General features: G+C 30.9%; 24 protein-coding genes and 2 pseudogenes. 6 read left to right on the forward strand and 20 right to left on the reverse strand.

Going from position 1 to position 26,519, the window contains the following annotated elements; genetic code table 11:
• Positions 1-12: 12 nt before the first annotated feature.
• Positions 13-1,029 (forward strand): aspartate-semialdehyde dehydrogenase, encoded by a 1,017-nt coding sequence (locus GIL12_RS02155; RefSeq protein ID WP_163468663.1) that lies wholly within the window; start codon positions 13-15, stop codon positions 1,027-1,029.
• A gap of 44 nt (positions 1,030-1,073) precedes the next feature.
• Here the strand turns inward: GIL12_RS02155 and GIL12_RS02160 are convergent, their stop codons facing one another.
• The 11 genes and pseudogenes from GIL12_RS02160 to GIL12_RS02205 form a co-directional block, all read right to left on the reverse strand.
• On the reverse strand, positions 1,074-1,682 hold the full coding sequence (locus GIL12_RS02160) for a copper homeostasis protein CutC (protein ID WP_163468665.1): 609 nt from the start codon (positions 1,680-1,682) through the stop codon (positions 1,074-1,076).
• Positions 1,683-1,796: 114 nt separating this feature from the next.
• The gene (locus tag GIL12_RS02165; RefSeq protein ID WP_163468667.1) at positions 1,797-2,327 is read right to left on the reverse strand and encodes a transcription repressor NadR; all 531 of its coding nucleotides are present in this window, start codon (positions 2,325-2,327) and stop codon (positions 1,797-1,799) included.
• Between the two features lie 25 nt (positions 2,328-2,352).
• Positions 2,353-3,204, reverse strand: a complete 852-nt coding sequence (nadC, locus tag GIL12_RS02170) for a carboxylating nicotinate-nucleotide diphosphorylase (RefSeq protein ID WP_163468668.1) — start codon at positions 3,202-3,204, stop codon at positions 2,353-2,355.
• Between the two features lies 1 nt (position 3,205).
• Positions 3,206-4,420, reverse strand: a complete 1,215-nt coding sequence (locus tag GIL12_RS10195; protein ID WP_203522486.1) for an L-aspartate oxidase — start codon at positions 4,418-4,420, stop codon at positions 3,206-3,208.
• Positions 4,409-5,308, reverse strand: a pseudogene (gene nadA / locus GIL12_RS10200) (quinolinate synthase NadA); the annotation flags it as partial. The gene GIL12_RS10195 and the pseudogene nadA, both read right to left, overlap by 12 nt.
• 143 nt (positions 5,309-5,451) lie before the next feature.
• Complete coding sequence (locus tag GIL12_RS02180) at positions 5,452-5,757, reverse strand: hypothetical protein (protein WP_163468670.1); 306 nt, start codon at positions 5,755-5,757, stop codon at positions 5,452-5,454.
• Positions 5,758-5,892: 135 nt separating this feature from the next.
• Positions 5,893-6,906 (reverse strand): biotin-dependent carboxyltransferase family protein, encoded by a 1,014-nt coding sequence (locus GIL12_RS02185; RefSeq protein WP_163468672.1) that lies wholly within the window; start codon positions 6,904-6,906, stop codon positions 5,893-5,895.
• On the reverse strand, positions 6,906-7,589 hold the full coding sequence (gene pxpB, locus GIL12_RS02190) for a 5-oxoprolinase subunit PxpB (RefSeq protein WP_163468674.1): 684 nt from the start codon (positions 7,587-7,589) through the stop codon (positions 6,906-6,908). Before pxpB ends, GIL12_RS02185 begins: the two co-directional genes overlap by 1 nt.
• A 10-nt stretch (positions 7,590-7,599) precedes the next feature.
• Positions 7,600-8,808: an NRAMP family divalent metal transporter gene (locus tag GIL12_RS02195; RefSeq protein ID WP_163468676.1), complete on the reverse strand. Its 1,209-nt coding sequence runs from the start codon at positions 8,806-8,808 to the stop codon at positions 7,600-7,602.
• A gap of 18 nt (positions 8,809-8,826) precedes the next feature.
• Complete coding sequence (locus tag GIL12_RS02200; protein WP_163468677.1) at positions 8,827-9,579, reverse strand: LamB/YcsF family protein; 753 nt, start codon at positions 9,577-9,579, stop codon at positions 8,827-8,829.
• Positions 9,580-9,694: 115 nt separating this feature from the next.
• Complete coding sequence (locus GIL12_RS02205) at positions 9,695-10,375, reverse strand: TetR/AcrR family transcriptional regulator (RefSeq protein ID WP_163468679.1); 681 nt, start codon at positions 10,373-10,375, stop codon at positions 9,695-9,697.
• A 234-nt stretch (positions 10,376-10,609) separates the two neighbouring features.
• On the opposite strand from GIL12_RS02205, the gene GIL12_RS02210 reads away from it, so the two are divergent.
• The 3 genes from GIL12_RS02210 to gltS are packed head-to-tail and all read left to right on the forward strand — an operon-like array spanning position 10,610 to position 13,322.
• Positions 10,610-11,158 carry a HutD family protein gene (locus GIL12_RS02210; RefSeq protein ID WP_163468681.1) on the forward strand — a complete coding sequence of 183 codons (549 nt, stop codon included), beginning with the start codon at positions 10,610-10,612 and terminating at the stop codon, positions 11,156-11,158.
• Positions 11,159-11,176: 18 nt separating this feature from the next.
• Positions 11,177-12,073 carry a formimidoylglutamase gene (gene hutG / locus GIL12_RS02215; RefSeq protein WP_163468683.1) on the forward strand — a complete coding sequence of 299 codons (897 nt, stop codon included), beginning with the start codon at positions 11,177-11,179 and terminating at the stop codon, positions 12,071-12,073.
• A gap of 25 nt (positions 12,074-12,098) precedes the next feature.
• Complete coding sequence (gene gltS, locus GIL12_RS02220; protein WP_163468685.1) at positions 12,099-13,322, forward strand: sodium/glutamate symporter; 1,224 nt, start codon at positions 12,099-12,101, stop codon at positions 13,320-13,322.
• Between the two features lie 82 nt (positions 13,323-13,404).
• On the opposite strand, the gene hutI is transcribed toward gltS, so the two are convergent.
• The 4 genes from hutI to GIL12_RS02240 are packed head-to-tail and all read right to left on the reverse strand — an operon-like array spanning position 13,405 to position 19,572.
• Positions 13,405-14,667: an imidazolonepropionase gene (gene hutI, locus GIL12_RS02225; protein ID WP_163468687.1), complete on the reverse strand. Its 1,263-nt coding sequence runs from the start codon at positions 14,665-14,667 to the stop codon at positions 13,405-13,407.
• Positions 14,664-16,688 carry a urocanate hydratase gene (locus tag GIL12_RS02230; protein ID WP_163468689.1) on the reverse strand — a complete coding sequence of 675 codons (2,025 nt, stop codon included), beginning with the start codon at positions 16,686-16,688 and terminating at the stop codon, positions 14,664-14,666. Before GIL12_RS02230 ends, hutI begins: the two co-directional genes overlap by 4 nt.
• A 14-nt stretch (positions 16,689-16,702) precedes the next feature.
• The gene (gene hutH / locus GIL12_RS02235; protein ID WP_163468691.1) at positions 16,703-18,238 is read right to left on the reverse strand and encodes a histidine ammonia-lyase; all 1,536 of its coding nucleotides are present in this window, start codon (positions 18,236-18,238) and stop codon (positions 16,703-16,705) included.
• A 29-nt stretch (positions 18,239-18,267) separates the two neighbouring features.
• A complete protein-coding gene (locus GIL12_RS02240) occupies positions 18,268-19,572 on the reverse strand; it encodes a Na+/H+ antiporter family protein (RefSeq protein ID WP_163468693.1) in 1,305 nt (434 codons plus the stop codon).
• Positions 19,573-19,812: 240 nt separating this feature from the next.
• On the opposite strand from GIL12_RS02240, the gene GIL12_RS02245 reads away from it, so the two are divergent.
• Both GIL12_RS02245 and GIL12_RS02250 read left to right on the forward strand, forming a co-directional pair.
• A complete protein-coding gene (locus GIL12_RS02245) occupies positions 19,813-20,946 on the forward strand; it encodes an ROK family protein (RefSeq protein ID WP_163468695.1) in 1,134 nt (377 codons plus the stop codon).
• A 61-nt stretch (positions 20,947-21,007) separates the two neighbouring features.
• The gene (locus tag GIL12_RS02250) at positions 21,008-21,778 is read left to right on the forward strand and encodes an IclR family transcriptional regulator (RefSeq protein ID WP_163468697.1); all 771 of its coding nucleotides are present in this window, start codon (positions 21,008-21,010) and stop codon (positions 21,776-21,778) included.
• A 6-nt stretch (positions 21,779-21,784) separates the two neighbouring features.
• On the opposite strand, the gene kduD is transcribed toward GIL12_RS02250, so the two are convergent.
• From kduD to GIL12_RS02275, 5 genes and pseudogenes are all read right to left on the reverse strand, one after another.
• Entirely contained in the window at positions 21,785-22,558 is a 774-nt protein-coding gene (gene kduD, locus GIL12_RS02255) for a 2-dehydro-3-deoxy-D-gluconate 5-dehydrogenase KduD (RefSeq protein ID WP_163468699.1), read from the reverse strand.
• A gap of 28 nt (positions 22,559-22,586) precedes the next feature.
• A complete protein-coding gene (kduI, locus tag GIL12_RS02260; RefSeq protein WP_163468701.1) occupies positions 22,587-23,417 on the reverse strand; it encodes a 5-dehydro-4-deoxy-D-glucuronate isomerase in 831 nt (276 codons plus the stop codon).
• 85 nt (positions 23,418-23,502) lie between these two features.
• Positions 23,503-24,806, reverse strand: a pseudogene (locus tag GIL12_RS02265) (TRAP transporter large permease).
• A gap of 2 nt (positions 24,807-24,808) precedes the next feature.
• Positions 24,809-25,291 carry a TRAP transporter small permease gene (locus tag GIL12_RS02270; RefSeq protein WP_163468704.1) on the reverse strand — a complete coding sequence of 161 codons (483 nt, stop codon included), beginning with the start codon at positions 25,289-25,291 and terminating at the stop codon, positions 24,809-24,811.
• 17 nt (positions 25,292-25,308) lie between these two features.
• Complete coding sequence (locus GIL12_RS02275) at positions 25,309-26,304, reverse strand: TRAP transporter substrate-binding protein (RefSeq protein ID WP_163468706.1); 996 nt, start codon at positions 26,302-26,304, stop codon at positions 25,309-25,311.
• Positions 26,305-26,519: the final 215 nt, after the last annotated feature.

Consider the following 26,519-nt stretch of genomic DNA (forward strand, 5'->3'; position numbering starts at 1 on the left):
AAGGAGATAAGAATGAAAAAATATAACGTTGGAATACTTGGAGCTACTGGGGCAGTTGGACAAGAAATGATAAAACTGCTAGAGGAAAGAAATTTTCCCATTAATGAAATTAGATTTTTTGCAAGTGCTAGAAGTGTAGATAAGAAGATTCAATTTAATGGTAAGGAATATAAAGTTGAAGAGGCTAAAAAGGGAGTATTTAAAAACATTGATATATTACTTGGAGCTTCTCCAAATGAACTAGCAATTGAACTTATACCTTCAGCAATTGAACAAGGATGTGTTGTAGTTGACAACAGTAGTGCCTTTAGATTAGATGAAGATGTTCCTTTAGTTGTTCCTGAGGTTAATCCTGAAGCTGTTAAAAATCACAAGGGTCTTATTGCAAACCCAAATTGTGCTACTATTATTGGATTAGTTGCAATTAATAAATTAAATGCACACCACAAAATAAAAAGAGTTATAGTTTCAACTTACCAAGCAGTATCAGGTGCTGGAGCTGGTGGAATAACAGAATTAGATGAACAAGTTAAAAATATTTCTCAAAATAAAGAGGTTACTCCTAAGGTTTTCTCTCATCAAATAGCCTATAACCTTATACCACAAATTGGAGGCTTCAATGATATGGGATACAGTTCTGAGGAAATGAAATTCCAAAATGAAGGTAGAAAAATATTAGAAAATAAAGAGTTAAAAGTTAACTGTACTTGTGTTAGAGTTCCTGTATACAGAAGTCATTCAGAATCTATTACCCTTGAATTCCATGATGATATTTCCATAGAAGAAGCTGAAGATATCTTGAAAAATTCTCCAGGCGTTAAATACATTAAAACAGAAAATAATGGAAGCCTACCTATGCCTCTAGACACAAGTGATCAAGATTTAGTTTTCGTTGGAAGATTAAGACGTGATATGAGTAGAGATGACAATAAAGGTCTTTCTCTTTGGTGTTGTGGGGATCAAATAAGAAAAGGTGCTGCTACTAATGCAATTCAAATTGCAGAACTTGTAATTAAAAATAAAAACTAATACAATACAGTAAAAGAGTCAATTTAAAAAATTGACTCTTTTTATTATACTATTTTTCTTCCATGATACTCTGAAGATTTTATCTTACTTGCTACCTCTTGTAAATTATCCTTTGTTATCCTACCTGCAACAATTATAGGAATATCCTTACCTGCTTCTTGTATCATCTTATTAAAAAGATCCTTTCCAAGTAAAGCTGTTTCTTCCTTTCCATAGGATAATATCCTAGTTACTCCAACTGCTTTTAATTTTTTAATTTCTTTTACTGGGTCTTCTAACTCATCTATAGCATTACTAAAAGTAACTTCCATAGGTAGAGCTAAATCTATAAACTCTTGTAATGTATCATAATCAATTTTATTTTCATTTGTTAAAAAACCTATTACTATTCCATCTACTCCAGCTGCTTTACAAAGTTTTACATCTTCCTTCATAATTTCTATTTCATAGGATGAATATACATAGTCACCTATCCTTGGTCTAATTAACGCAAAAATTGGAACCTTTAATGAATCAACACATTTCTTTATAATACCATAAGATGCTGTTGTTCCCCCTTCTTTTACTTTATCACAAAGTTCTATCCTATCTGCCCCTCTTTGTTCTGCCAACTTTGCCTCTAAAAAAGAGCCTGCATAAACTTCTTTTATCATTGCATTCCCTCCTATCTATATATGTCATAAATATAATTGCTTACTTCTATTTTACATTATAAATGATAAATTAGCAATTTTTTTCAACAAAAAAAAGATAAACTCTTAATATTATTAAGAGTTTATCTTTTTATTATCTATTAAATATCCCTTTTTTTCAAGTTCTTCACAAATTAGATCCAAGGTGTATTCGTCCTTTGCTCTTATTGTATGGGAATGTTTCCCAAAGGTTAAATTTTTAAGGGGTTTTGCTTCACCTGAATTTATTTTTTTCAAAAATTCTTTAATTTCTCTTCTATTGCTTATATTTAATTTTGCTTCTAAATGTCCATATATTTTATGATCAATAAAAACATTTTCAACCATTCCACCTATATCCACTATTGTATTTAATTCGTCTTCAATTTCAGTATCTGTATGAAATACATTTATCACTCTCTCTGATATATCTAAAGTTAAACTGGTAATTAAATAACCTCTAGAAGTTGAAATAATTTCATAATCCAAAGCTCTTAAAAGAGCAATATCTTGAACAATTATCTGTCTACTCACTCCTAAAACCTTTGATAAATAAGTTCCTGATAAGGGTTTTTGTGAATCTTTTATTAACTCTACTATTTTCTCACGTCTTTCATTTCCAATCATAATATCTCCCAACCTTTAATATATATTACAATTTCTGAAGATTTTTTAAGGAAATATCCAATATAGGAGCTGAATGAGTTATTGCTCCACTTGAAACAAAATCAACACCACATTTGGATATTTTAAGTATATTCTCCCTTGTAATATTTCCTGAACACTCTGTTTTACAACGACCACCTATAATTTCAACAGCTTTTTTCATTGTAAATTCATCCATATTATCAAGCATAATAATGTCAGCTTTAGCTTCAATTGCCTCTTCTACCATTTGCAAATTTTCAACTTCCACTTCTATTTTTTTCACAAAGGAAACATATGCTCTTGCCATTTCAACTGCTGATTTTATACTTCCTGCAACTGCAATATGATTGTCCTTTATTAATACCCCGTCAGATAGATTATATCGATGATTGTATCCACCTCCCACCTTAACAGCATACTTTTCAAAAATCCTCATATTTGGAGTTGTCTTCCTTGTATCAAGTAATTTAATACTTGTTCCTTTTAACAATTGTACCACATCATTTGTATAAGTTGCAATACCACTCATATGTTGTAAATAATTTAAAGCCACCCTTTCCCCTGAAAGAATAACCCTTAAATCCCCTGTAATCTCACATATTATTTGACCCTTTTGTAATTTATCCCCGTCTTTAAAATTAACTTTAAACTCTATATTTTCATCTAATAATTTAAATACTCTTTTAAATATTTCTATTCCAGCTAAAATTCCATCTTCCTTTGCAATTAAATGTCCTCTTCCTAGAATATTGTCCTTTATTATTGAATTTGTAGTTATGTCCTCTGAAGATATATCTTCCCTTAAAGCAAGTAAAATAAGGTTGTCCACATTTAAATTTTCTGTAATTATATCCATATTATTTCCCCTCTTGTGTTAATGTTTTATTTTCAATATTTCTTATTGCATTTCTAGAAAAAACCAATGTTTCAAGTAGGGAATTACTAGCCAACCTATTTTCCCCATGCACACCATTACAGCTAGTTTCCCCAACTGCATATAAGTTTGACATTGATGTTTTACTATTTAAATCAACTTCTATTCCCCCCATAAAATAATGCTGAGCTGGAACCACTGGTATTAATTCTTTATTTGGATCATAGCCTTCCTCTTTACATTTTTTCAATATATTTGGGAATCTTTCCTCTAAATTTATACCTCTTTTTTTTATTGGTCTCATATCTAACCACACATGTTTTGAATTATCTTTCTCCATTTGAGCTAAAATTTCCTTTGTAACATAGTCCCTTGGCATAAGCTCATCTACAAATCTATTTCCCTGTGCATTATAAAGAAGGGCTCCTTCACCTCTTACAGATTCTGAAATTAAAAATCTTCTCCCCTTGCTTTTAGAGTATAAAGTTGTTGGATGAACTTGAATATAGTCTAAATTTTTTAATTTGATATTGTTTTTTTCAGAAATTTTTATTCCATCCCCTGTTAAATGAGGATAATTAGTTGAATTTTCAAAATTTCCCCCTATTCCCCCACAGGCTAATATAACATTTTTAGAATATACCCTGTGAATTTTATTCTTTGTATCTTTTAATATGGCACCATAACATGCATTGTCATTTGAAATTATATCAACCAAAGTTGTATTTTCTAATATTAGAGTATTTTCTCTCTTCTTTACATTTTTAAGTAGTTTCCTTGTTATTTCCTTTCCAGTTATATCCTCATGGTAAAGTATTCTAGCCTTTGAATGGGCACCTTCCCTTGTATATGCAAACTTCCCATTAACTTTTTTAAAATCTACACCGTAGGATACTAAATCTTCTATTATTTTAGGGGAGTTTTCTATCATTTCTTTCACTGAATCCCTATTGTTTTTATAATGCCCAGCCTTCATAGTATCTTGAAAGAAACTGTCATAGTCCTTTTCATCCCTTAAAACACAAATTCCCCCTTGGGCCAAATAAGAGTCACTTTCTTCTAACTTAGCTTTGGTTATCATTAATATTTTCTTGTTTTCACTGGAATTTAAAACTGAGTAACAACCTCCAACACCTGTTCCCACAACTATTAAATCATACTCCTCTGTGAATATGTTTTTTTCCCCTAGTTCTAACATTTTTTCTAGGGATAAGGATGCTTTTTCTATAGTTTCCCTTGGTAGTTCAACTTTTAAATCTTCATTTTCCAATACACTTAATAATTTATCCACTGTGATTTTTTTCATGTTTTTGCAATAAAAATCTTCCTTAACTAAATGAAATTTTTTATTAGGAGCTTTTTCATTTAACTTATACAATATCCCTGCCTCTGTTCCTATTATAAATTCTTCATATGGGGAAGTAGCAGCATAATCAATAATTCCAGAAGTACTTCCAATATAATCTGCTAGCTCTAAAATTTCATATTCACATTCAGGATGAGCTAAAAATTTAGCCATTGGATATTTCTTTTTCATATGTAATACTTGATCTTTTAAAACACTTGCGTGAACTATACAATAGCCTTCATTAAATATGAAATTTTTATCTGGTATTTTCTTTGACAAATAAGTTCCTAAATTTTTATCTGGTATGAAATATATATTTTTATTAGGTAAGGATCTAATTATAGTTTCTGCATTGGAAGAAGTTACGCAAACATCAACTAAAGCCTTTGTTTCAGCTGTTGAATTTATATAACAAACAACAGCTAAATCCTCATATTTATTTCTCATTTTTGTTATTTCATCCCTATCAACCATATGTGCCATTGGACAATTAGCCTCTATTTCTGGAATATATATTGTTTTTTCTGGACTCAATATTTTAGCACTTTCACCCATGAAAGAAACTCCACAAAATACTATTTTATCTTCCTTTAACTCCTTGGCAATCTTACTAAGATAAAAGGAATCTCCAATATAATCTGCAATTTTTTGGATCTCTTCATCCACATAATAATGGGCTAATATTACAATACCCTTTTCTTTTTTTAATCTCCTAATCTTTTCAAGTTTCATATCCATTTAAATCTACCCTCCACTTTCCATTGTTTTGTGAGTATACATGTGTCTTGTCACAAACTGAGTATAGCATATTTATTTTTTTTTATCAATATGAAAAAAACACCCCTAAGGGTGTTTTCCATTATTATATTTAAATTTTATTTTTAATATCCAGCTTTATAAACTTTTCCATCTTTCATCATTACTTCAGACATTGTTCCATTGTCATCCATCATCATTTTTCCATCTTTCATCATTACCTTATGCATCATTCCATCTTTGTCTTTAACCATCATCATTTTCCCATCTTGCATCATCATTTTGCTGTCTTTAACCATCATCATTTGACCACTTTGATCCTTCATCATCATTGTTCCTAATTCTTCTTTATCATTATTATACATATTAGAACAACCAACTAAAAGAAAAGCTACAAATATTCCCAAACCTAACATTTTACTTTTTTTCATATTTTCCCTCCTATTAAATAAATAATAAAAAATAATTAAACGGAGTGCAATGTTAATGCTCTTCAGTTTGAGTATATAACCAGTATATGATTTTGTCAAATGAATTATGGTTATTTGTACTTGTTTCTTTCAATTTTATTTAATTCTTTCTATTTCCACTTGTACTTTTTTGCCTTGAAGTACTATTGAGTAGACTTTTTTCTTACCTTCTATTTCATAGGAATTTTCACTATTAATTAACTCATCATTTTCCCTCATTAATCTAATAGCTTCATTTTCAAAAACCTCTTTAAATCTTACCTTTGTTCCAGGTTTACCTTGGGCTAATTTTGGTAAATCAACTGATATTACATTACCAATTTTAGTATATCCCCCTGTTGTTTGTCTATCTGCCATCATTATTATTGGTTGACCGTTTCCAGGAATTTGTATAGCTCCAAATGTTATACCATCTGAAATTATATCTGCTCCCTTAATATGCTCAACCTCTGCACCTGCTAATCTAATTCCCATTCTATCCCCATCTTGGGTAGTTGTATATGTCTCATTAAAGAAAGTTTTAATACCAGCATCTGTGAAATAATCACATTGTTGTCCTAATATAACTCTAACTTCTATTTCCCCTGAATTTTGTGGAATAAGGTTTTCATCTAACTTCATTATTTCTGTTTTGGCTAAATTTTCAAAGGAACATATTACATCATTTACCATAAGTTTTCTTCCTTTAAATCCACCAATTTTCGCCTTTAAATTAGTTGATCTACTGTTCATTACAACTGGTACATCTATTCCCCCTGAAAAAGCAATATAGTTTCTAAGACCAGATTTACAAAATCCCATCTTTAAAATGTCCCCTGCTTTAACACTGTGAGATTTCCACAACTCTATTTTTTCCCCATTTAAAAATACATCACATTGTCCACCTGTTACAGAGATCATAGTATCTGTTAAAAATTTCCCTGAAATACCCTTTAATGTAGTTTCTATAACTGCAGCACCTTCATTATTTCCAACTAACTTATTTCCTATTTTAGCAGCATACTCATCCATAACACCAGAACATGAAACTCCATATCTTTGGTATCCATATCTTCCTAAATCTTGAATAGAACTTAAAAGTCCACTATCTGTAATTTTTAAAGTTTCCATTAGTCCTCCTTCCCTTTTAATTTCAAGTACTCTTCCTCTGTTACAGAAACAAATTTAATGTATTGACCTGCTTTTAAAAGAAAAGGCTTATCACTATTTGGATTGAAGAAATTAAGAGGAGATCTTCCTAGCAACTGCCAACCTCCAGGGCTTTCTATTGGATAAACTCCTGTTTGTTCCCCTGCTATTCCAACTGATCCTGCAGGAATCTTTGTTCTTGGTTCCTTAAGTCTTGGTGTTGCAATTTTCTTAGACATTCCCCCTAAATATGGGAATCCTGGTGTGAACCCTAACATATATACTAAGTATTCCCCTGAAGTATGGATTTTTATAACCTCTTCTGTTGTTATATTGTTATGTTTAGCAATATTTTCAAGGTCAGGTCCGTACTCTCCACCATAAAGCACAGGTATTTCAACTATTTCTTTTTCTATTTCATCTATTTTTTCATTTTCAAAATTACAATTTTCTTCAACTATATTTTTTATTTCATCAAAGGAAACCAACAAGGGATTGTAATAAACTATTATAGATCTATATGTTGGTAACAAATCCTTAATTCCTTGTTTATTTAAATTATCTAAAAATTCTGTTATTTTCTTTAGTTTAAAATTAATTACAGGAGATATTTCATTTCCTAGTTCTATAACTAAAGCTGAATCTCCAGCCTTTAAAAATTTCATATTCTTCCCCCTAACCAAATATTTTCATAATATTTTGTAAAGATAGCACTCCTGCATATCCACTTGCTACAACTACTATCCATCCTAAAACAGTTAGTAATTGAGAATGTTTGTATTCTCCAACTATTTCTTTCTTTTTAGAACCTAAAAGTATAACTCCTAAAGTTAAAGGTAAAATTAAACCATTTAAAGATCCTGCAAGAACAAGAAGTACAACTGGTTTTCCAATAAATGCCATTACAGCAGTTGAAAAAACAATAAATCCAATTATAAATTGTTTTTCATTGTTCATAACTGTTTTTGATAAAGTTTTTAAGAAAGAAACTGATGTATAAGCTGCTCCTACAATAGATGTTAAAGCTGCTGAGAATATTACTAGTCCAAATATTTTATAACCAACTATTCCTGCCCCTGCTTTAAAAGCTGATGCTGGTGGATTAGATGGATCTAATTTAAATCCTGTTGAAACAACTCCAAGTACTGCTAAAAATAGCATAACTCTAATTATTGATGCAACTGAAACACCTAAAATAGAACTTTGATTAATTTTCCCTAAGTTTTCAATTCCCTTAGTATCTGCATCAACAAGTCTATGAGCCCCTGCAAATGTAATGTATCCTCCAATAGTACCACCTAGTAAAGTTATAATTGAAAAAGTAAGTGCCCCATAACTTTCAGGTAAAACTGCATCATGTAAAGCTCTTCCAACTGGAGGGTTTGAAGACACAGCAACATAGGTCATAACTATTATCATCATAGCTCCTAAAACCTTTGTAAGTCTATCCATTATATTACCCATATCTTTTTGTAAAAATACAAATGCTCCTAAAGCTCCTGAAATAAGAACTCCAACTGTTGTATTTAAACCAAATAAAACATTTAATCCTAGAGCTGCTCCTCCAATATTTCCTATATTAAAAGCAAGTCCACCTAATGCAACTAAAAATGCAACAACATATCCAAGTCCTGGAAGAACTTTATTTGCAATATCTTGTCCTCTCATTCCTGATACACAAATAACTCTCCAAATATTAAGTTGAATAATTATTGTAGCTATTGTTACCATTAGTATAACAAAGGCAAAGTTAGATCCAAACTTTTCTGTAAATACTGCTGTTTGAGTTAAAAATCCAGGTCCTACTGCTGAAGTTGCCATAATAAAAGCTGCACCTATTATGGCTCCTTTTTTCTTTTTCTCTGATGTATTACTTTTTGTCATTTGTATTCCTCCTATTTTTTATAAAGATGATATTTCTATACCTTCATTTATTAATGCTTCCTTTATATTTTTAGCAAATTCCAAAGCTTCTGGGTTATCCCCATGTATACAAATTGATTCAACTGTTATGTCCACATCTTTTCCTGTTATACTTTCAACTTTTCCCTCTTTAACCATTCTTATAACTCTTTTTATTGCCACATCTTTATCATGTATTACTGCTCCTGGAAGAGATCTTGCAACTAAACTTCCATCATCATTGTAAGCTCTATCTGCAAAAACTTCATTTGCAACTTTAAGACCAACATCCTTTGCTGCTCTTATCATTTCACTATTTGCAAGTCCCATTAGCACTAAATTTTCATCCACTTCTTTTATCCCTTGGGCTATTGCTAGGGCAAGTTTATAGTCCTTTGCTGCCATATTATACATTGCTCCGTGGGGTTTAACATGTTGCATCCTAACTCCAGCTCCCTTTGTAAAGGCAAGTAAAGCACCAACTTGGTATTTAACATAAGTTTTAACTTCTTCAGGTGTAACATTTAAAGTTCTTCTTCCAAATCCAACTAAATCAGGATAACCTGGATGAGCACCAACTGCAACTCCATTTTTTTTAGCTAAAGCCACTGTTTTTTCCATAACCATTGAATCTCCAGCATGCCATCCACAGGCAACGTTAGCAGAGGAAATATATTTCAAAACCTCTTGGTCCATCCCAATCTTATAAACTCCAAAACTTTCTCCTAGATCACTGTTTAAGTCAATTTTCATTTTGTAGCCCCCCTTAATCTTAATTTTAAATTAAATTTCCAATATTATACCATATAATTTTTAAATATAAACGTTTTTATTCATCAGTAATATATATGTCTTTCTAGAGCTTTCCCTAGACCAACCTATATGGAATAGAAAATATTTTATTTTCTGAATAAGTTACATTTTTCAAATTAAAAATTATTTGTTCCTTTAAAGTTTCAACAAAATTTGAAGGATAATATCCAGTTGAGGATTTTATAAAAGCATTTTTTTGAATAGAATCTGGATTAGACAATGGATAGAACCCAATTACAAAACATCCTAGTATCTCTATAAATTTTCTTATTTCTTTTGAATTAAGTTCTGGAAAGGCAGTTTGTACAACCTTTACAAATTCACTCATAACTTCACTAAAACTCTCCTTAAACTCTATTAATTTTTCTTCAGAAACATTTTTTTCAAGAAAGGCATATAAAATTGAATAAAGCTTTAAAAACCTTTCATGTTCACTTATGGTTAATGCAAGTATATTGGCAAAATTTTCAACTTCCTTTGAGAATTTTTTACAAATCTTAACCTGTAAATCTCCCACTAACTGAGCAAATTCATCAGCTATAACAAGTAAATAGATCTCCTCCTTAGAAGAAACATATTTATAGAGATTCCCCCTTGTAAAATTAGTCTCTTTGGCTATTTCTGCCAAGGTAATGTCCAAATATTTACGCTTGTCAAATATCTTGATAGCTGCGTCTTTTATTTGTTTCACCCTTATTTTTCTTTGCTCCTCATTTTTAACTCTCTCAAAATCCATACATTACCCCTTGAATTTTCCCATTGTTTTATAATTCTAATCTTCACAATTATAGCACAAATGTTAAAATAAAAAAAGCATGTTTCTTATTAATACATAATATTTATTTTTTATATGTTATATCCCTGTTTTCTACATTTTTTTCTTGTTTTTTCCAAAATAAAATGCTATCATAAAATAGTTAAGTGACACTGTGTTACTTAGAAGATTATTTTTCATAGGGAAGGTGGACATATGTTTAAGATAATACCTGGTAAAAAAGGGATTATAAGTAAATGGAGTGGTGGAATAACCAAAGAGCTATACATCTATCCTGAACATTGTGATTTTAAAAAAAGAGATTTTAAATTTAGAATTAGCACTGCTACAACTGAAGTTGAAGAAAGTACCTTTACAAAATTTAATAATATGAATAGGGTTATTTCTATTTTACAAGGTAAGATGAACTTAAAACATTTGGATCATGGTGAGGTTACAATTGATCCCTATAAGATTCACAGATTCTCTGGAGATTGGACAACTTATTCCAAGGGAAGGGTAACTGATTTTAATTTAATTATAAACAACAATGGAAGGGGAGACTTTCATTTTAAAGAAATTTCACAAAATAATATAAATACCATTGATTCTAAAAATAACATATCCTTTATATATTGTATTTTAGGAAACATAAAAATTGGGGACCATGTACTTGACCCTGGGAGTATAGCTATTTTCAAAGGAGAGGTAATTAATTACACCTCCCTAGGGGCTAAATTATTTTATGGATATGTTGAACTTTAATTTTAAGGGGGAGAGATTATGAAAACATTATGGAGCGGAAGATATGATGGAGATGAAGAAATAGATTTAAGACTGTGGCAAGTAATAAGGGAAGCAAAGGACATGAAGGAAAATTCTGGATATTGTTTCATTGGTTATGACACAGATGAAGGGGTTAGAAGAAATAATGGAAGAGTTGGAGCAAAGGATGGATCTGATTCAATTAGAAAGGCAATGGGTTCTTTTCCTAAAATAGATAATTTGGAAATTTATGATTTTGGAAATTTATCAAATAAAATCACAGAAGCTGCCCAAGAGGAATATTCAAATAAGGTAGCTGAAGTTATAAAGAAAGGAAATTTTCCAATTGGACTTGGAGGAGGACATGACATAGCCTATGGATCTTATCTTGGAATAAGAAAGGCCTATCCTGATAAAAAAATAGGATTAATTAATTTTGACACTCACTTGGACATAAGACCATACTCTAAAGAAAGAACCTCTGGAACTTCCTTTAAGGAAATTCTAGACCATGACAACAATGTTTTATATTCAATTGTTGGATATAAAAGTATCGGAAATACAAAACGTTTAATTGAAACAGCTAAAGAATTTAATACTTTAATTTTAGATGAAAACCAAAGGGAAGATTTTATTATTGAAAGTTTGAAAAAATATTGTGATAGTGTTGACATTGTCTATGTAACTTTTTGTGTTGATGTTTTTGATGCAAATTACGCACCTGGAGTTTCTGCTCCAACAGTTTTAGGTTTGGATCCTAGAAAGGGAGAGAGAATCTTTCAAGAAATTCTAAAAACTAAAAAGGTTGTTTGTGTTGACTTTGCTGAAGTTAATCCAGTTTATGACATTGATAAGAAAACTGCTAAATTAGTTGGGGTTTTAATCTATAATATGATGTTAAATTCCAAAAAATAAATAATTTAAGTTTAGAGGGGGACAAATGAATTTTAGCTTTAATGACTTGGGAATACTTTTTAATTTTGATATGGTTGGAACTGTTGCCATTGGGCTTATATCACTTTACGTTGGAAAACTTATGAAGGAAAAACTCAATTTTCTAGATAAGTTTGGAGTACCTGCTGCTGTTTTAGGGGGATTATTATTTGCAATAATACATCTTACTATTAGAAGTGTACATATTGGAAGTATACAATATAACACTGCTTTACTTACTCCTTTCATGGTTGTCTTCTTTACAACTATTGGTTTAGGTTCTTCAATTGATGGACTTAAAAAAGGTGGAAAACTTTTAATTATATTTTGGCTTTTAAGTGGATTTATGACTTTTATGCAAACAGTTATTGGGGTGTCTGTTGCTAAATTCACTGGAATCAATCCTCTTCTTGGGGTTCTTGCAGGTTCTGTTTCAATGTCTGGTGGACATGGTGCAGCTGGAGCCTTTGGACAAACTGTTGAAAGTTTAGGTGTCACTGGTTCCCTTACAATGGCCTTATCTTCAGCTACTTTTGGACTTGTGGCAGGGGGATTATTAGGAGCTCCCCTAGGAATTAGTTTAATAAAAAAATACAAATTAAAACCTAAAAATGTTGTAAATGAAAATGAAGTTGGACTTAAAATAGACATTGATAAAAAGGAAATCAACCTTAACTCAATGCTAAGACATATTTCCATGTTAGCTATTATTATGACTGTTGGAATATCAATTAGTAACCTTTTAAAGGCTAGTTTCAACCTAGCACTTCCATCTTATGTTGGAGCAATGTTTTGCGCTATTATTTTCAATAACTTAAATATTAAATACAAATGGTTTAATATGGACAGAAACTTAATCAATATAATTGGAGAGGCATCTTTAAATATTTTCCTTTCAATGGCTTTAATTTCTTTAAAGCTTTGGGAATTAGCTGCCCTAGCTGTTCCAATGATTATAATTTTACTGTGTCAAGTTCTCTTTATGTTCCTTTATACAAGATTCATTGTATTTAGAGCTATGGGTAGAGATTATGACGCTGCTGTTATGGTTTCAGGAATGTGTGGTTCTGGACTTGGAGCGACTACAAATGCAATGATAAACATGGGTGAAGTTAGTGGAAGATATGGATATACTGTAAATCCCTACCTTATAATTCCCCTTACAGGAGCATTTTTAATTGATATTTTCCAAATGCCAATTATTATAACAGCAATTAACTTATTTAAATAACTTTAGTATTACCCCTAAGTATACTAAAAAATCTCCTAGGACTATTCCTAGGAGATTTCTTTTTATATTCATTTTCTGTAATCTATGAGAAATTTATTTTCCCCTTTGATATTACTTTTTCCCCTTGTTTATACACATCTTCCACATGATTAATTCCAAAATTATAGAAAATATAGTTTAGATTTTCCACATTGAAAACTACAAAATCTGCTAGCTTCCCAACTTCTAAACTTCCTATAGTATCTTGTCTTCCCACTGCCTTTGCAGCATTTATAGTTACACTTTTAAATATTTCAATTGGAGTCATTTTTATTTGAGCTGAAGCTATGTTCATAGCAAGTTGTATGTTTTCACATGGACAAGACCCTGGATTATAATCTGTTGAAATAGCAACTGTTATCCCCTTATCTATCATTTTTCTAACAGGGGCATAATCCTTTCCTAAATTAAAGGATGTTCCTGGAAGTATATTTGCTATTACATTATTTTTGCATAATTCTTTAATCCCCTTATCACTAATTGCCATTAAATGCTCTGCAGAAATTGCACTAAGTTCCCCAGCTAACTCAGCTCCCCCAAGGGAAACTATTTCATCAGCATGGATTTTTAATTTAAAGGCACATTTTTTAGCTTCTTTTAATATATGTCTACTTTCTTCCACATTGAAAACACTGTCTTCACAGAAAATATCACAAAATTCTGCTAAATTACTTTCCTTAATAATAGGTAACATTCTTATAACTTCATTAACATATCCCTTTGGATCATCCTTATATTCCTCAGGAACTGCGTGGGCCCCTAAGAAAGTTGAAATTACATCAATTGGATGATTTTCATTTAATTTTTTATTTGTTCTTAACTGTTTTAATTCAGTTTCCAAGTTCAATCCATAACCACTTTTACTTTCAACAGTTGTCACTCCAAAGGCAAGCATTCTATTTAAAACATCATAGGCCTTTTGAAATAATTGTTCCTCTGTTGCCTTTCTTGTATCCCTAACTGTACTTAATATTCCTCCACCTTTTTTTAATATTCCCAAATATGGAACTCCTTTTATTTTAAGGGGAAGTTCATTTTCCCTAGATCCATAGTGAACCAAATGAGTGTGGGAATCTATTATCCCTGGAGTTACAACTTTTTTATGAGCATCAACAAGTAAAGTCTCTTCCCCTACAATTGACTTTGGAACCTCACCTTGTCCAAGGGCTAAAACCTTTCCCTTGGAAACAGCTAAATAGGCATTATGTAAAATTTCAATATTTTCCATATCTCCAATTGATTCCCTTTGTAATTCCTTGGATGTTACTAGGGTTCCAATATTATACAATATTAAATCTCCCTTCATATACCCTCCTTAACTAATTTTTTAATAAATTCTTCATTTGCAATATAAGGAATAGTTATATGATCTGTTCCCTTGTTGTTTTTATTATATAACATTGCAGTTTCAATAGAGTGGGGATTTCTAGCCCAAGCTCTTCTTGCAACTCCACCCATTACATCCCAAGGCATGGCTTGAGCAAGGATTTCATCAACTCTTTTACTTCCGTCAAGAACCATTCCAAATCCACCATTTATAGATTTTCCAATTCCAACTCCCCCACCATTGTGAAGGGCAATCATTGACATTCCACGAGCTGCGTTTCCTGCAAAACATTGAGTTGCCATATCTGCCATTATATTACTTCCATCTTTAATATTTGAAGTTTCTCTAAAGGGAGAATCTGTTCCTGATACATCATGGTGATCTCTTCCTAGCATAACTGGTCCTATTTCCCCATCTCTTACCATTTTATTAAAGGAAAGAGCTATTTTAGTTCTGCTTTCTGCATCTTGATAGAATATTCTTGCTTGGGTTCCAACTACCAATCCATTTTTATCTGCGTCACGTATCCAAATATAGTTGTCCCTATCTTGATATCTTCTATTTGGATCAACTAAGTCAAGGGCAGCCTTATCTGTTTTTAATAGATCTTCCTTTTTACCAGATAAGCACACCCATCTAAATGGTCCATATCCATAGTCAAATAATTCAGGTCCCAATATATCTTCAACATAGGAAGGATAAATAAATCCACCCTTGTCATCTCTACCATTTTTTGAAATTTCTTTTATTCCAACATCATACAAGGCCTTTAGGAAACTATTTCCATAGTCAAAGAAATATACTCCCTTACTAGTTAGTCTTTTAATAACTGCATAATGTTTTTTCAAAGTTTCATTTACAAGTTCATTGAATTTTTCCCTATCTTCCCCAAGTAAAGCTGTTCTTTCTTCAAAGGTCATTCCCACAGGACAATATCCCCCATCATAAACAGCGTGGCAAGATGTTTGATCTGACAACAAATCAATGTGAATATTATTTTCATCTGCATACTCTAACAGATCAACTATATTTCCGTGGAAGGCTATTGCATAGGGAAGTTTCTTCTCTTGTTTTTCATTGGCAATTTCAAAAGCAGCTTTTGGACTTTCTGCTATTTCATCAACCCATCCTTGGTCCAATCTAGTTTGGATTCTTGATCTATCAACTTCAGCTATAATTCCAACACCTTTAGCAATTACAGTTGCCTTTCCTTGGGCTCCACTCATTCCCCCAAGTCCTGAGGTAACAAATAGTTTTCCAGCTAAGTTCCCATCCTTGGGAACTCCACAAAATAGTCTAGCTGCATTTAATATTGTGGAATAAGTTCCATGAACTATCCCTTGGGGACCAATGTACATCCATCCACCAGCTGTCATTTGTCCATAGTTTGCAACTCCTATAGCTGCAGCTCTAGCCCAGTTATTATAGTCATCAAATTCTCCAATCATAAGAGCATTTGTCATAATACATCTAGGTGCAGTTGCTTTGGATCTAAAGAGTCCAGTTGGATGTCCTGATGCTACTACTAAAGTTTGATCTTGTTTTAAATGTTGTAAATATTTTTTTATTAATCTATATTGCATCCAGTTTTGACAAACTTGTCCTGTTTCACCATAAGTAACTAACTCATAAGGATACAGAGCAATTTCAAAGTCCAAATTATTTTCTATCATAACTTGAATTGCCTTTCCTTCAACACAGTTTCCCTTGTATTCATCTATTGGTTTTCCATAAATTCTTCCTTCAGGTCTAAATCTATATCCATAGATTCTACCATGTTCCATTAGCTCATGTAAAAATTCTGGAGCTAGCTTTTCATGATATTCCTCTGGAATATATCTTAAGGCATTTTTAAGGGCTAACTCTATGTCATCCTTTTCCAAATGCACAACTCTTTTAGGTGCTCTTCTATATTTTGGATCCATCTTAGGAATATAATTTGGAATATCTTCTTTTTCCAGTTTAATAGTCATAGTTTTAAAAATTTCTTCATTTATCATAATATTTCTCCCTCCTATATTTCTAGTTCCCCTATTTTTCCTTGTACACTTTCAACTATTTTATTTTCTTCTATTAATTTTTCCACTGCATCTATGTCTATATGCATAACCCTATCAGTATCATAGTGGGAAACTATTTCCCTTACAAGTTTGTATGCTTCCTTAGTTCCTTGTCCTAAACCATCAACTGCTTTTCTAAGGTCAATACCTTGACAAGCTGTTAATATTTCCATTGAAATAACCTTTCTTGCATTTTGTAATATTTCCCCAGCCTTTCTTGCTCCTATTGTTCCCATGGATACATGGTCCTCTTGGTTAGCTGAAGATGGAATTGAATCCACAGATGCTGGATGAGCTAAGATTTTATTTTCTGAAACTAAGGCTGCTGCTGCATATTGAACTATCATAAACCCTGAATTTACTCCACCCTTTTCCACTAAAAATGCTGGTAATCCATAGTTTAAACTTGGATTCACTAATCTTTCAAGTCTTCTTTCTGATACATTTGCCATTTCTGATATTGCTATGCCTAGGAAATCAAAGGGAAGTGCCATTGGTTGTCCATGGAAGTTTCCTCCAGAAATAACATCATCTGTGTCACAGAATATAATTGGATTATCTGTTACAGCGTCCATTTCTGTTTCAACTTTTTCCCTAACATAGTCTAGGGTATCCTTACTAGCCCCGTGAATTTGAGGAATACATCTCAATGTATATGGATCTTGAACCCTTAATTCCCCTTGTTTTTTAGTGTTTTTACTTTCCTTTAAAATTTTTCTAAAGTTTGCTGCTGTTCTTATTTGTCCTGCATGTCCTCTAACCTCATGAATTCTAGGATCAAAGGCACAAGTTATTCCATTTAGAGCTTCCATTGTTAGGGAACCTGCTAAATCAAGATGTTTCATTAAATTTATTGCATCATAGGTTACATGGGCCCCAACTGAAGTCATAACTTGAGTTCCATTTATTAGTGCTAATCCTTCCTTTGATGAAAGTTCTGGAAGAATTTTTACTCCACCCTTTTCCATTGCTTTTTTACCATCCATTAGTTCACCATTGTAGTAGGCTCTTCCCATTCCAAGCATTACTAAAACCATATGTGCCAAGGGAGCCAAATCTCCAGAAGCTCCAAGGGAACCCTTTTCTGGAATATAAGGAGTTACACCTTTGTTTAACATTTCAACTAATGTGTCCACTGTTATTTTTCTTGCACCTGAATATCCCTTAGATAGGTTAACTACCCTTAGTAACATAATTCCCCTAACAACATCAATTCCAAGGGGATTTCCAACTCCACAAGAATGACTCATTATTAAGTTCTTTTGTAACTGTCCTGTTTCTTCCTTTGACACAACTGTATCACAAAATTTTCCAAATCCTGTTGTGATTCCATAAGATACTCTTTTTTCTTCCACATATCTGTCAACTAAAGCTCTTGCCCTAGCTATTCTATCATAGGCACCTTGTGACAGTTGAATTTCATAAGACCTTCTTGTTACATTAATAAGATCATCTAGTGTTAATTTATCTTCCCCTATTATTAATTTCATACATCCCCCTCCTGAAAATTTCTATATTATTAAAAAATTAATGCTCCTATCATTCCTGCTATAAACAAAGGGATATTGTAATGTAAGAATGTTGGTACACATGTATCCCAAATATGTTGGTGTTGTCCATCTACATTTAATCCTGATGTTGGTCCAAGTGTTGAATCTGATGCTGGAGAACCTGCATCTCCCAAAGCTCCTGCAGTTGCAATTAATACTATTATTGCACCTGGTGAAAAACCTAATTTTAAAGCTAAAGGACAGTATATAACTGCTAAAATTGGAATTGTTCCAAAGGAACTTCCTATTCCCATTGTTACAAATAATCCAACAAGTAACATTATAAAGGCCCCTGCAACTTTACTAGTTCCTATTATTGCCACTACACTTTCAACTAGTTGTGGAATAGCATTTGTTTCCCTAATAACATTTCCATAACCTGCTGCAACTAACATTACAAAGGCAATAAGTCCCATTATTAAAACTCCACCATTTAGTAAATCATCAATGTCTCCCCATTTAATAGCTTTAAATGCAACCATTATCCCAAGGGCAACTATTGCTCCAAGGGGTAGAGACCCTGTTGTTAATTGAACTACAAAGGCAACAATTGCCCCAACCAATGTTACCCAATGTTTTGTTTCCATTTTTTCTGGAATATTATTTTGTTCTTCAAAACCCTTTAAAGGTAAATCCTTATACTCTCTAGGTTTTCTATATGAAAAGAATATTGCTGTTAATAATCCTATGAACATTGCAATTCCAAGTATCCAGTTAGCTCTCCAAACTTGCCCTAAAGTAACTGTATACCCATTTGCATTAATTTGATCCTTTATTATTGTTTGAAATATAAGTCCAAAACCAACTGGTAAAACTATATATGGAGTTTTTAATCCAAAGGTTAGAGCACAGGCCATTCCCCTTCTATCTAATTTTAATTTATTCATTAGTTTTAATAATGGTGGAATTAAAATTGGTATAAAGGCAATGTGTACTGGAATTAAATTTTGTGAAAAACAAGTTATAAATGCTATTAAAAGCAATAGAACGAATTTTCTTCCACTTACAACCTTGGCAATTTTTTTAGACATCATCCCAGCTAATCCTGTTTGATTTATTGCCACAGCTAAAGTACCTAACAAAACATAACTAAGTGCTGTCTCTGAATTTCCACCCATTCCTGAAATTAGAAATCCCATTGTTGCTGAAACTCCCAATCCTGACATTACCCCTGCTACTAAAGCTGCTAATATCATTGATATTATTACATTTAGCCTTAGCAAACAAAGAATACTCATTAAAACAACTGAAACTACCACTGGATTAAATAACATACATACCCCCTTTTATTTTTAAAATGACTTTAAAAAATAGTGAAAAAAAATTAACTTTCATTGAATTATTAAAGTCATTTTAATTTCTTCCTACGAATCAAGGATAACTTTTTTATTATCATAAATCAAATACAATAAATATATCTCACACATTTATTTTTTAAATACTTTGTGCAAATATAACTTTTGTACAATAATACATTTTATGTTACTATTAATACAAAGAAAGGGGGAATATGTATGTATCAGAAAAAGGCACATGAGACTAATGAAAACAATGTTTTTAGATATATTTTTTATTCTAATTGTGAATTTGTCATTAAGGATGTTTCAGAAAATTTAAACATTAGCTTTCCCACTGTTAAAAAAATAATTGATAATTTTCTAAAAAAAGAAATGCTATTTAATCAAAAAAAAATTGGAACTGGTGTTGGGAGAAAAGCTGTGGAATATTCTTTCAATGATTTTTTTTGCTACTCAATTGGAGTAAGAATAAAAAAACATATGGCTAGTATTATATTAATAAATGCAAAGGGAAAAATAATTTGTGAAAAGACTTCAGCTTTTTCACATTTGGATAAAATACAAGGGGAGCTTTTAAATTTAATTAAAGATTTCATAAACAGTCTTTCTAAAAATATCAAGGATAAATTAGTTGGTGTTGGTATTTCAGTTCCTGGTATTGTTAACAGAGAAAATGAATTTATAGAATTTAGCTCTAAAAATAAAGTACATCTTTCCTTTATTGAAGAAATAAAATCAGAACTTAATCTTCCAGTATTTATGGAAAATGAATCTAATTTAGCATCTATAGGAGAGGGGTTTCTTTCTAAATATTCCAAATGTTCCCTTTTTACAGTTCTTACAATTAATGACTATGTGGGAATAAGTAACTTCCAACAGCAAAATTCAAGTAAGGGCTTTAATTTTAAAGCAGGAAGATTACATCATATGATTATTGAAACAAATGGAAGAACTTGTGAATGTGGTGCAAAGGGATGCTGGGGAGCTTATATTTCAAATAAAAGTCTAATCTCAGATTTTAAAAGGATTTTTCCTGAAATTTCAACCTTTGAAAATATATTTTCTGAAAAATATTTAAACAGTGAAAAAGGAAAAAAAATCTTAGATAATTACATTAAATATTTAGCTATTGGAATAAAAAATATATTGTTTTTTTCAAATCCTGAGAAATTAATTATTTCAGGGAAAATTTGTTTTTACAAGGATATTATTAAAGAAAAACTCATAGAAGAAATATACAAGGATCATATATTTTATAGGGGAAAGGAAACTATAGTTTTTTCAGATTTTAATGATGATTCTATAATTATAGGAGCTGCTATGTTCCCTATTGTAGATAGTTTATTTTAAATATTGAAATTTCTATTATTTCAAGTTATAATATTCTATACATTTTAATTAGGAGAATTTTATGGAAAACTTAAAAAATAAAACTTTAGAAAAAAATGTTCCTGCAATAGAAAAAGCTGATAAAATTTTCACTTACCTTTATCATAACGAAAAAGCCAACCAAGTAACTATTTCAAGAGAATTGAACTTATCGAAAGCTACTGTTAACCGCCTTCTTTTTGTTCTTGTTAAACTAGAATATTTAAACTTAAATAATAGTTTTTATTCTTTAGGAAATAAATTTTCAATTTTTTCAAATAAAAATAATAAATATAATATTATAATGAATATTACCTATCCATATTTAGAAGAACTTTCTTTAAAATTTAAAGAAACATTTAAATTAAGCGTCTTAGACGAAAATATTGTAAGATGCATAGCTAGTGTTGAAAGTAGTGATTATATTAAAGTCCCTGTATCAAATAAGGCTATTTTCCCACTTCATGCAGGAGCAGCTAGTAAACTACTTATTTCTCAATTAAGTGATAACAAATTAAATAACTTACTTGAAAAAAATCTTCCTAAATATACTGAAAATACCATCACAGACAGAGAAACTTTAAAAAAAGAACTGTTAAAAATAAACTTTAAAAAAATTGCTTTTGATAATATGGAACATTCAGAAAAGATAAAAGCTATTGCTACTCCTATTTTAAATGAAAACAATCAAATTATAGCTGCTATTAGTTGCCCTTGTTTTCCTGAAGATTTGACTACAGAAAAAATAGAAATTATTTCTAAAAGTATGTGCTATATTTGTGATGAAATATCTAAAAAATTAAAATATTTTTAATGAAACCTATCTAACCAACCAACCACCATCAACTGCTAAAATATGACCATTGATATAATCTGAAGCTCTACTTCCTAAGAAAACTATTGTTCCCATTAAATCAAATGGATCTGCCCATCTTTCTGCAGGTATTCTTCCTAATATTTCTGCATTTCTTTCTTTATCTGCTCTTATTGGAGCTGTATTAGCTGTTTTTATATATCCTGGAGCAATGGCATTTATTTGAATGTTTTTTGATGCTAATTCATTTGCAAAAGCCTTTGTTAATCCAGCTACTCCATGTTTACTTGCTGTATAGGGCGGAACGAACTTCCCACCTTGGAAAGAAAGCATTGAAGCTATATTTATTATTTTACCACTTTTTTGTTCTACCATTATTTTAGCTACATCTTGGCTCATATAATAAACAGAATTTAAATTAATGTTCATTACAGCTTCCCAATCAGAATCTTTATATTCTAACAATGGAGCTCTTTTTATTGTTCCTGCATTGTTTACCAATATATCAATCTTTCCGTATACTCTCATACATTCTTTTACACTTTCTGAAATCTCATTTCTTTTTGTTAAATCTGCTTGATAAAAAGATACTTTTTGTCCAGCTGATTCTACTATTTTTTTTGTTTCTTCCCATTCTCTATCATAAGTCACTACAAATAGATCTGCTCCTGCTTTAGCAAAAGCTTCAACATATCCTAAACCTAATCCTGTATTGCCACCTGTAACTATAGCAATCTTTCCTTTTAAAGAAAAGAAATCCATTGAAAATTTACTTAACATTTGTTGCCTCCTAAAATATATTCTTTTTTTATTTAATATCTTCCATTTTTACATGATCCATATCAGTAAATGTTTGATTTTCTCCTACCATTCCCCATATAAATGTATAACCTGCAGTTCCAACTCCTGAATGTATTGACCAAGAAGGAGAAATTATAGCTTCCTCACTTTTCATTACCACATGTCTTGTTTCTGAAGGTTCACCCATTAAATGGAAAACTCTTGCATCCTCATTCATATCAAAATATAAATAAACTTCCATTCTTCTATCATGAGTATGACAAGGCATACTATTCCATACAGATCCATCTTCCAAAATAGTCATTCCCATAACAAGTTGGCATGACTTACATACATCTGGATGAATATACTGATTTATTGTTCTTTTATTAGAAGTTTCTATACTTCCTAATTTTACTTTTTTAGCATCTTCCAATCCTATTCTTACTGTTGGATATTTAAAATGAGCTGGAGCTGAATTTAAATAAAATTTAGCTGGATTTTTTGGATCTTTTGATTTAAATGAAACTTTTTCTATTCCTAATCCAACATATAACGCATCTTTATTATTTATTTCAAATGTTTCTCCATTTAATATTACAACTCCATCTCCACCAATATTTATAATCCCTAACTCTCTTCTTTCTAAGAAAAAATCACTTCCTAATTCTTTACTACCGATTAACTTTAAAGTTTCTGTTGTTGGACATACTCCTCCAACGATTATTCTATCAAAATGAGAATAAACTAATTTTAATTTGTTAGGTTTAAAAAGTTCTTGAATTAAATATTCCTCTCTCAACCTATTAGTATCATATTTTTTTGCATCTTTGTTACTTGAAGCATAACGTATTTCCATTTTTCCCTCCTATATTTGCTGCCATTATTTCAGTCATAACAAACTTGAAGCATAACGTATTTCCATTTTTCCCTCCATTAATTTTTTATTTTATTAGTCCAAATGTTCTTGGTAAAAACAATGAAACTTCCGGAACAAAAACAACTAACATAAGTATCATTATTACTACTATAAAGAATGGCAATAGCCATTTAAAAACTTCCTCAATTGTCACATCTCCAACCTTACACCCTGTAAATAATATTGGTCCAACTGGTGGAGTTATTGTCCCTACGCAAAGATTGAAAACTAGCATTATACCAAAATGTACTGGACTCATTCCAAATTGTTCCACTATTGGTAAAAATATTGGTGTAAATATCAATACTGCTGGAGTAGGATCCATAAATGTTCCTATTATTAATAATAATAAATTCATAATTAATAGTATTATTATTCTGTTATCAGTAATACCCAATAATAAATCTGCTATTTTTTGAGGAATATTGGCAAAGGACATTACCCAAGACATTATTGAAGATACACCTATCATAAAAATTACTATTGATGTCATTTTAGCTGAATTTAAAAATATTTTAGGTAACTCGCTCACTCTCATTTCTCTATATATAAAAGAAAGAACTAGCGAGTAAACTACAGCTATCGCTGATCCTTCAGTTGCTGTAAAAACTCCCTCTAATATACCACCGATTACTATTACTATTAACATTAAACTTGGAACTGCATTTAATATTATTTTGAAGGCTTCTTTTAAACTAACTTTTTTTCTGATTTATATTTTAATTTCTTAGCCATTATTCCAGAGATTATCATTACCCCTAAACCCCACAATATCCCTGGAATATATCCTGCTATAAAAAGAGCTGATATTGACACACTTCCTGCTACAGTTGAATAAACTATTAAAGTGTTACTAGGAGGAATAAGCATTCCAGTTGGAGCAGAACATATATTTACTGCAGAACTAAATCTTTTATCATATCCTTCTTTTTCTTCTAACGGAGCCATTGTTCCCCCAACTGCTGCTGCTGCAACTCCAGAACCACTTATAGCACCAAAAAGCATATTGGCAACTATATTAGCTTGAGCCAATGGACCATAAAATTTCCCACCAACTAATTTAGCACATTTTATTAATCTAATTGCTATACCACCTCTATTCATAATATTCCCAGCTAGAATAAAAAATGGAATTGCAATTAAAGAAAATGAATTTGTACCTATAAAAAGTCTTTGAGATGCTGTTGTCATTGTTCCAGAAAATGGAAGAATAAAAAACATTGACAATGTTGATGATACCCCTATACTAACACTTATTGGTACACCTACCCCTAAGAGAAATACCAACGATACAAATATAATTATTCCTATCTGTAATCCTAAATCCATACCTACCCCTTATCTTTCTTACTTAAAAATAAAATTTTTCTTATATTATATACACTATAAAATATTACAAATAGTCCACTTATTGGAATTGCAGAATAAATTATTCCAATTGGAATTTGTAAAGCTGCATCAACTTGATTCATTTGAGTTAATGAAGAATAATATCCTCCATAAACCATAACTGTAAATGTAAATATCATAATTATAATTTCTTGAAATATATCTATTTTATTTTTCAACCATTTTGGTGACTTGTCCCTTAAAAAAGATATTTGCATATGCTCTCTTTTCCCAAAAACATATGCAGAGCCATATAACACTAACCATACAAAAAGATATTGAGATATTTGTTCTGTATAGGCATTTGGCTTATTAAATATATATCTAATAAAAACTTGCCAAGTGACTAATATTGTCATAAGACCCATAATAGCAATACAGTACATTTCTATTATTTTATCAAGAATATACTTTGTTTTTTCCATATTTTACCCCTTATTTTTTAGTTTGCTAACTCTCTTACTTTTTTATATATACTTCTTGTCACATCTGAATGATTTTTAACAGTTTCTTGTAGTGGTTCTATATTTTTTTGAAATGGTTTTATATCTATATTTACAAATGTAGCTCCATTCTCAATGGCAATTTCTTTAGCTTTTTCAACATTTTTATTCCATGCTAAAAATTCTTTTTCTATAGTTTCATACATTAATCTATCAAAAATTTTCCTATTTTCTTGAGACATTCCATTATATAGTTTTTCATTAATTACAATTAAATCTGGAATCATTAAATGATTTGTATAAGAGAAATACGGAGCAACTTCATAGTGTTTTAAATCTGAATAAGTAACTTCATTATTTTCTCCTCCTTCAATAACTCCTTGTTGAATAGCAGTATAAACCTCTCCTTGACCCATTGGAGTTCCAACACCACCCATTAAATCTATCATTTTTTTCATTGTATCAGATTGCATTACTCTAATTTTATATCCACTTAAATCTTCTGGTTTCATAATTGGTTTATCAGTATAAACACATCTAGATCCAGCTGTAAAAGCACCTATAACTTCAAATCCATTTTTAGAAACTGATTTAAACAAAGGATCCAATATACCAGATAAAAACACCTTTTTTTGATGGTCTAAGCTGTCATATAAGTATGGTAATCCTATAACTGCAAAATCTTGGTTAAAATTTTCTACAACTGGATTTCCAACTAAAGCCATTTGAATAACGCCACTTTGAACAAGTTCTAAAGTTGCCCTTTGATCCCCTAACAATCCATTTGGAGAAATTTCCAATTTGTAAGCTCCGTTTGTTTCTTTTTCTAATCTATCACTAAATTCCCTCATTGCTTTATATTGAGGATGATTTTCAGATTGATTAAAGGCAACTTTAAGTACTTTAGTTTTAACTTTTTCCTTCTCACCTTTTTCTGAACACCCTGCAACAATACCCATTAATGATAAAATTCCTATAAGTAATATTTTTTTCATAACTCCCCCCTTATTTTGTTTGTTCGTATTTACGTTTAGCGTACGCTTATAAGTGCAATACAAATATACTCTTTTTTTTAAAATAAGTCAAACTTTTTTTGTTTTTTCAAACTAAATAATAAACAATTAACACTATAACCATACACTTATTCACTATATAGATAAAAAATTATATTGAGTGATGTTATTATTTTTATTAATATGCTAAAATAAAT

It is taken from the genome of Fusobacterium sp. IOR10, assembly GCF_010367435.1.
In the GTDB taxonomy this organism is placed as follows: domain Bacteria; phylum Fusobacteriota; class Fusobacteriia; order Fusobacteriales; family Fusobacteriaceae; genus Fusobacterium_B.

Excerpts from the sequence above, each read along its gene's own strand:
- GIL12_RS02155 (WP_163468663.1), top strand. The coding sequence starts at position 13 with ATGAAAAAATATAACGTTGGAATACTTGGAGCTACTGGGGCAGTTGGA.
- GIL12_RS02160 (WP_163468665.1), bottom strand. The coding sequence starts at position 1,682 with ATGATAAAAGAAGTTTATGCAGGCTCTTTTTTAGAGGCAAAGTTGGCA.
- GIL12_RS02165 (WP_163468667.1), bottom strand. The coding sequence starts at position 2,327 with ATGATTGGAAATGAAAGACGTGAGAAAATAGTAGAGTTAATAAAAGAT.
- nadC (WP_163468668.1), bottom strand. The coding sequence starts at position 3,204 with ATGGATATAATTACAGAAAATTTAAATGTGGACAACCTTATTTTACTT.
- GIL12_RS10195 (WP_203522486.1), bottom strand. The coding sequence starts at position 4,420 with ATGTTAGAACTAGGGGAAAAAAACATATTCACAGAGGAGTATGATTTA.
- GIL12_RS02180 (WP_163468670.1), bottom strand. The coding sequence starts at position 5,757 with ATGAAAAAAAGTAAAATGTTAGGTTTGGGAATATTTGTAGCTTTTCTT.
- GIL12_RS02185 (WP_163468672.1), bottom strand. The coding sequence starts at position 6,906 with ATGGAAACTTTAAAAATTACAGATAGTGGACTTTTAAGTTCTATTCAA.
- pxpB (WP_163468674.1), bottom strand. The coding sequence starts at position 7,589 with ATGAAATTTTTAAAGGCTGGAGATTCAGCTTTAGTTATAGAACTAGGA.
- GIL12_RS02195 (WP_163468676.1), bottom strand. The coding sequence starts at position 8,808 with ATGACAAAAAGTAATACATCAGAGAAAAAGAAAAAAGGAGCCATAATA.
- GIL12_RS02200 (WP_163468677.1), bottom strand. The coding sequence starts at position 9,579 with ATGAAAATTGACTTAAACAGTGATCTAGGAGAAAGTTTTGGAGTTTAT.
- GIL12_RS02205 (WP_163468679.1), bottom strand. The coding sequence starts at position 10,375 with ATGGATTTTGAGAGAGTTAAAAATGAGGAGCAAAGAAAAATAAGGGTG.
- GIL12_RS02210 (WP_163468681.1), top strand. The coding sequence starts at position 10,610 with ATGTTTAAGATAATACCTGGTAAAAAAGGGATTATAAGTAAATGGAGT.
- hutG (WP_163468683.1), top strand. The coding sequence starts at position 11,177 with ATGAAAACATTATGGAGCGGAAGATATGATGGAGATGAAGAAATAGAT.
- gltS (WP_163468685.1), top strand. The coding sequence starts at position 12,099 with ATGAATTTTAGCTTTAATGACTTGGGAATACTTTTTAATTTTGATATG.
- hutI (WP_163468687.1), bottom strand. The coding sequence starts at position 14,667 with ATGAAGGGAGATTTAATATTGTATAATATTGGAACCCTAGTAACATCC.
- GIL12_RS02230 (WP_163468689.1), bottom strand. The coding sequence starts at position 16,688 with ATGATAAATGAAGAAATTTTTAAAACTATGACTATTAAACTGGAAAAA.
- hutH (WP_163468691.1), bottom strand. The coding sequence starts at position 18,238 with ATGAAATTAATAATAGGGGAAGATAAATTAACACTAGATGATCTTATT.
- GIL12_RS02240 (WP_163468693.1), bottom strand. The coding sequence starts at position 19,572 with ATGTTATTTAATCCAGTGGTAGTTTCAGTTGTTTTAATGAGTATTCTT.
- GIL12_RS02245 (WP_163468695.1), top strand. The coding sequence starts at position 19,813 with ATGTATCAGAAAAAGGCACATGAGACTAATGAAAACAATGTTTTTAGA.
- GIL12_RS02250 (WP_163468697.1), top strand. The coding sequence starts at position 21,008 with ATGGAAAACTTAAAAAATAAAACTTTAGAAAAAAATGTTCCTGCAATA.
- kduD (WP_163468699.1), bottom strand. The coding sequence starts at position 22,558 with ATGTTAAGTAAATTTTCAATGGATTTCTTTTCTTTAAAAGGAAAGATT.
- kduI (WP_163468701.1), bottom strand. The coding sequence starts at position 23,417 with ATGGAAATACGTTATGCTTCAAGTAACAAAGATGCAAAAAAATATGAT.
- GIL12_RS02270 (WP_163468704.1), bottom strand. The coding sequence starts at position 25,291 with ATGGAAAAAACAAAGTATATTCTTGATAAAATAATAGAAATGTACTGT.
- GIL12_RS02275 (WP_163468706.1), bottom strand. The coding sequence starts at position 26,304 with ATGAAAAAAATATTACTTATAGGAATTTTATCATTAATGGGTATTGTT.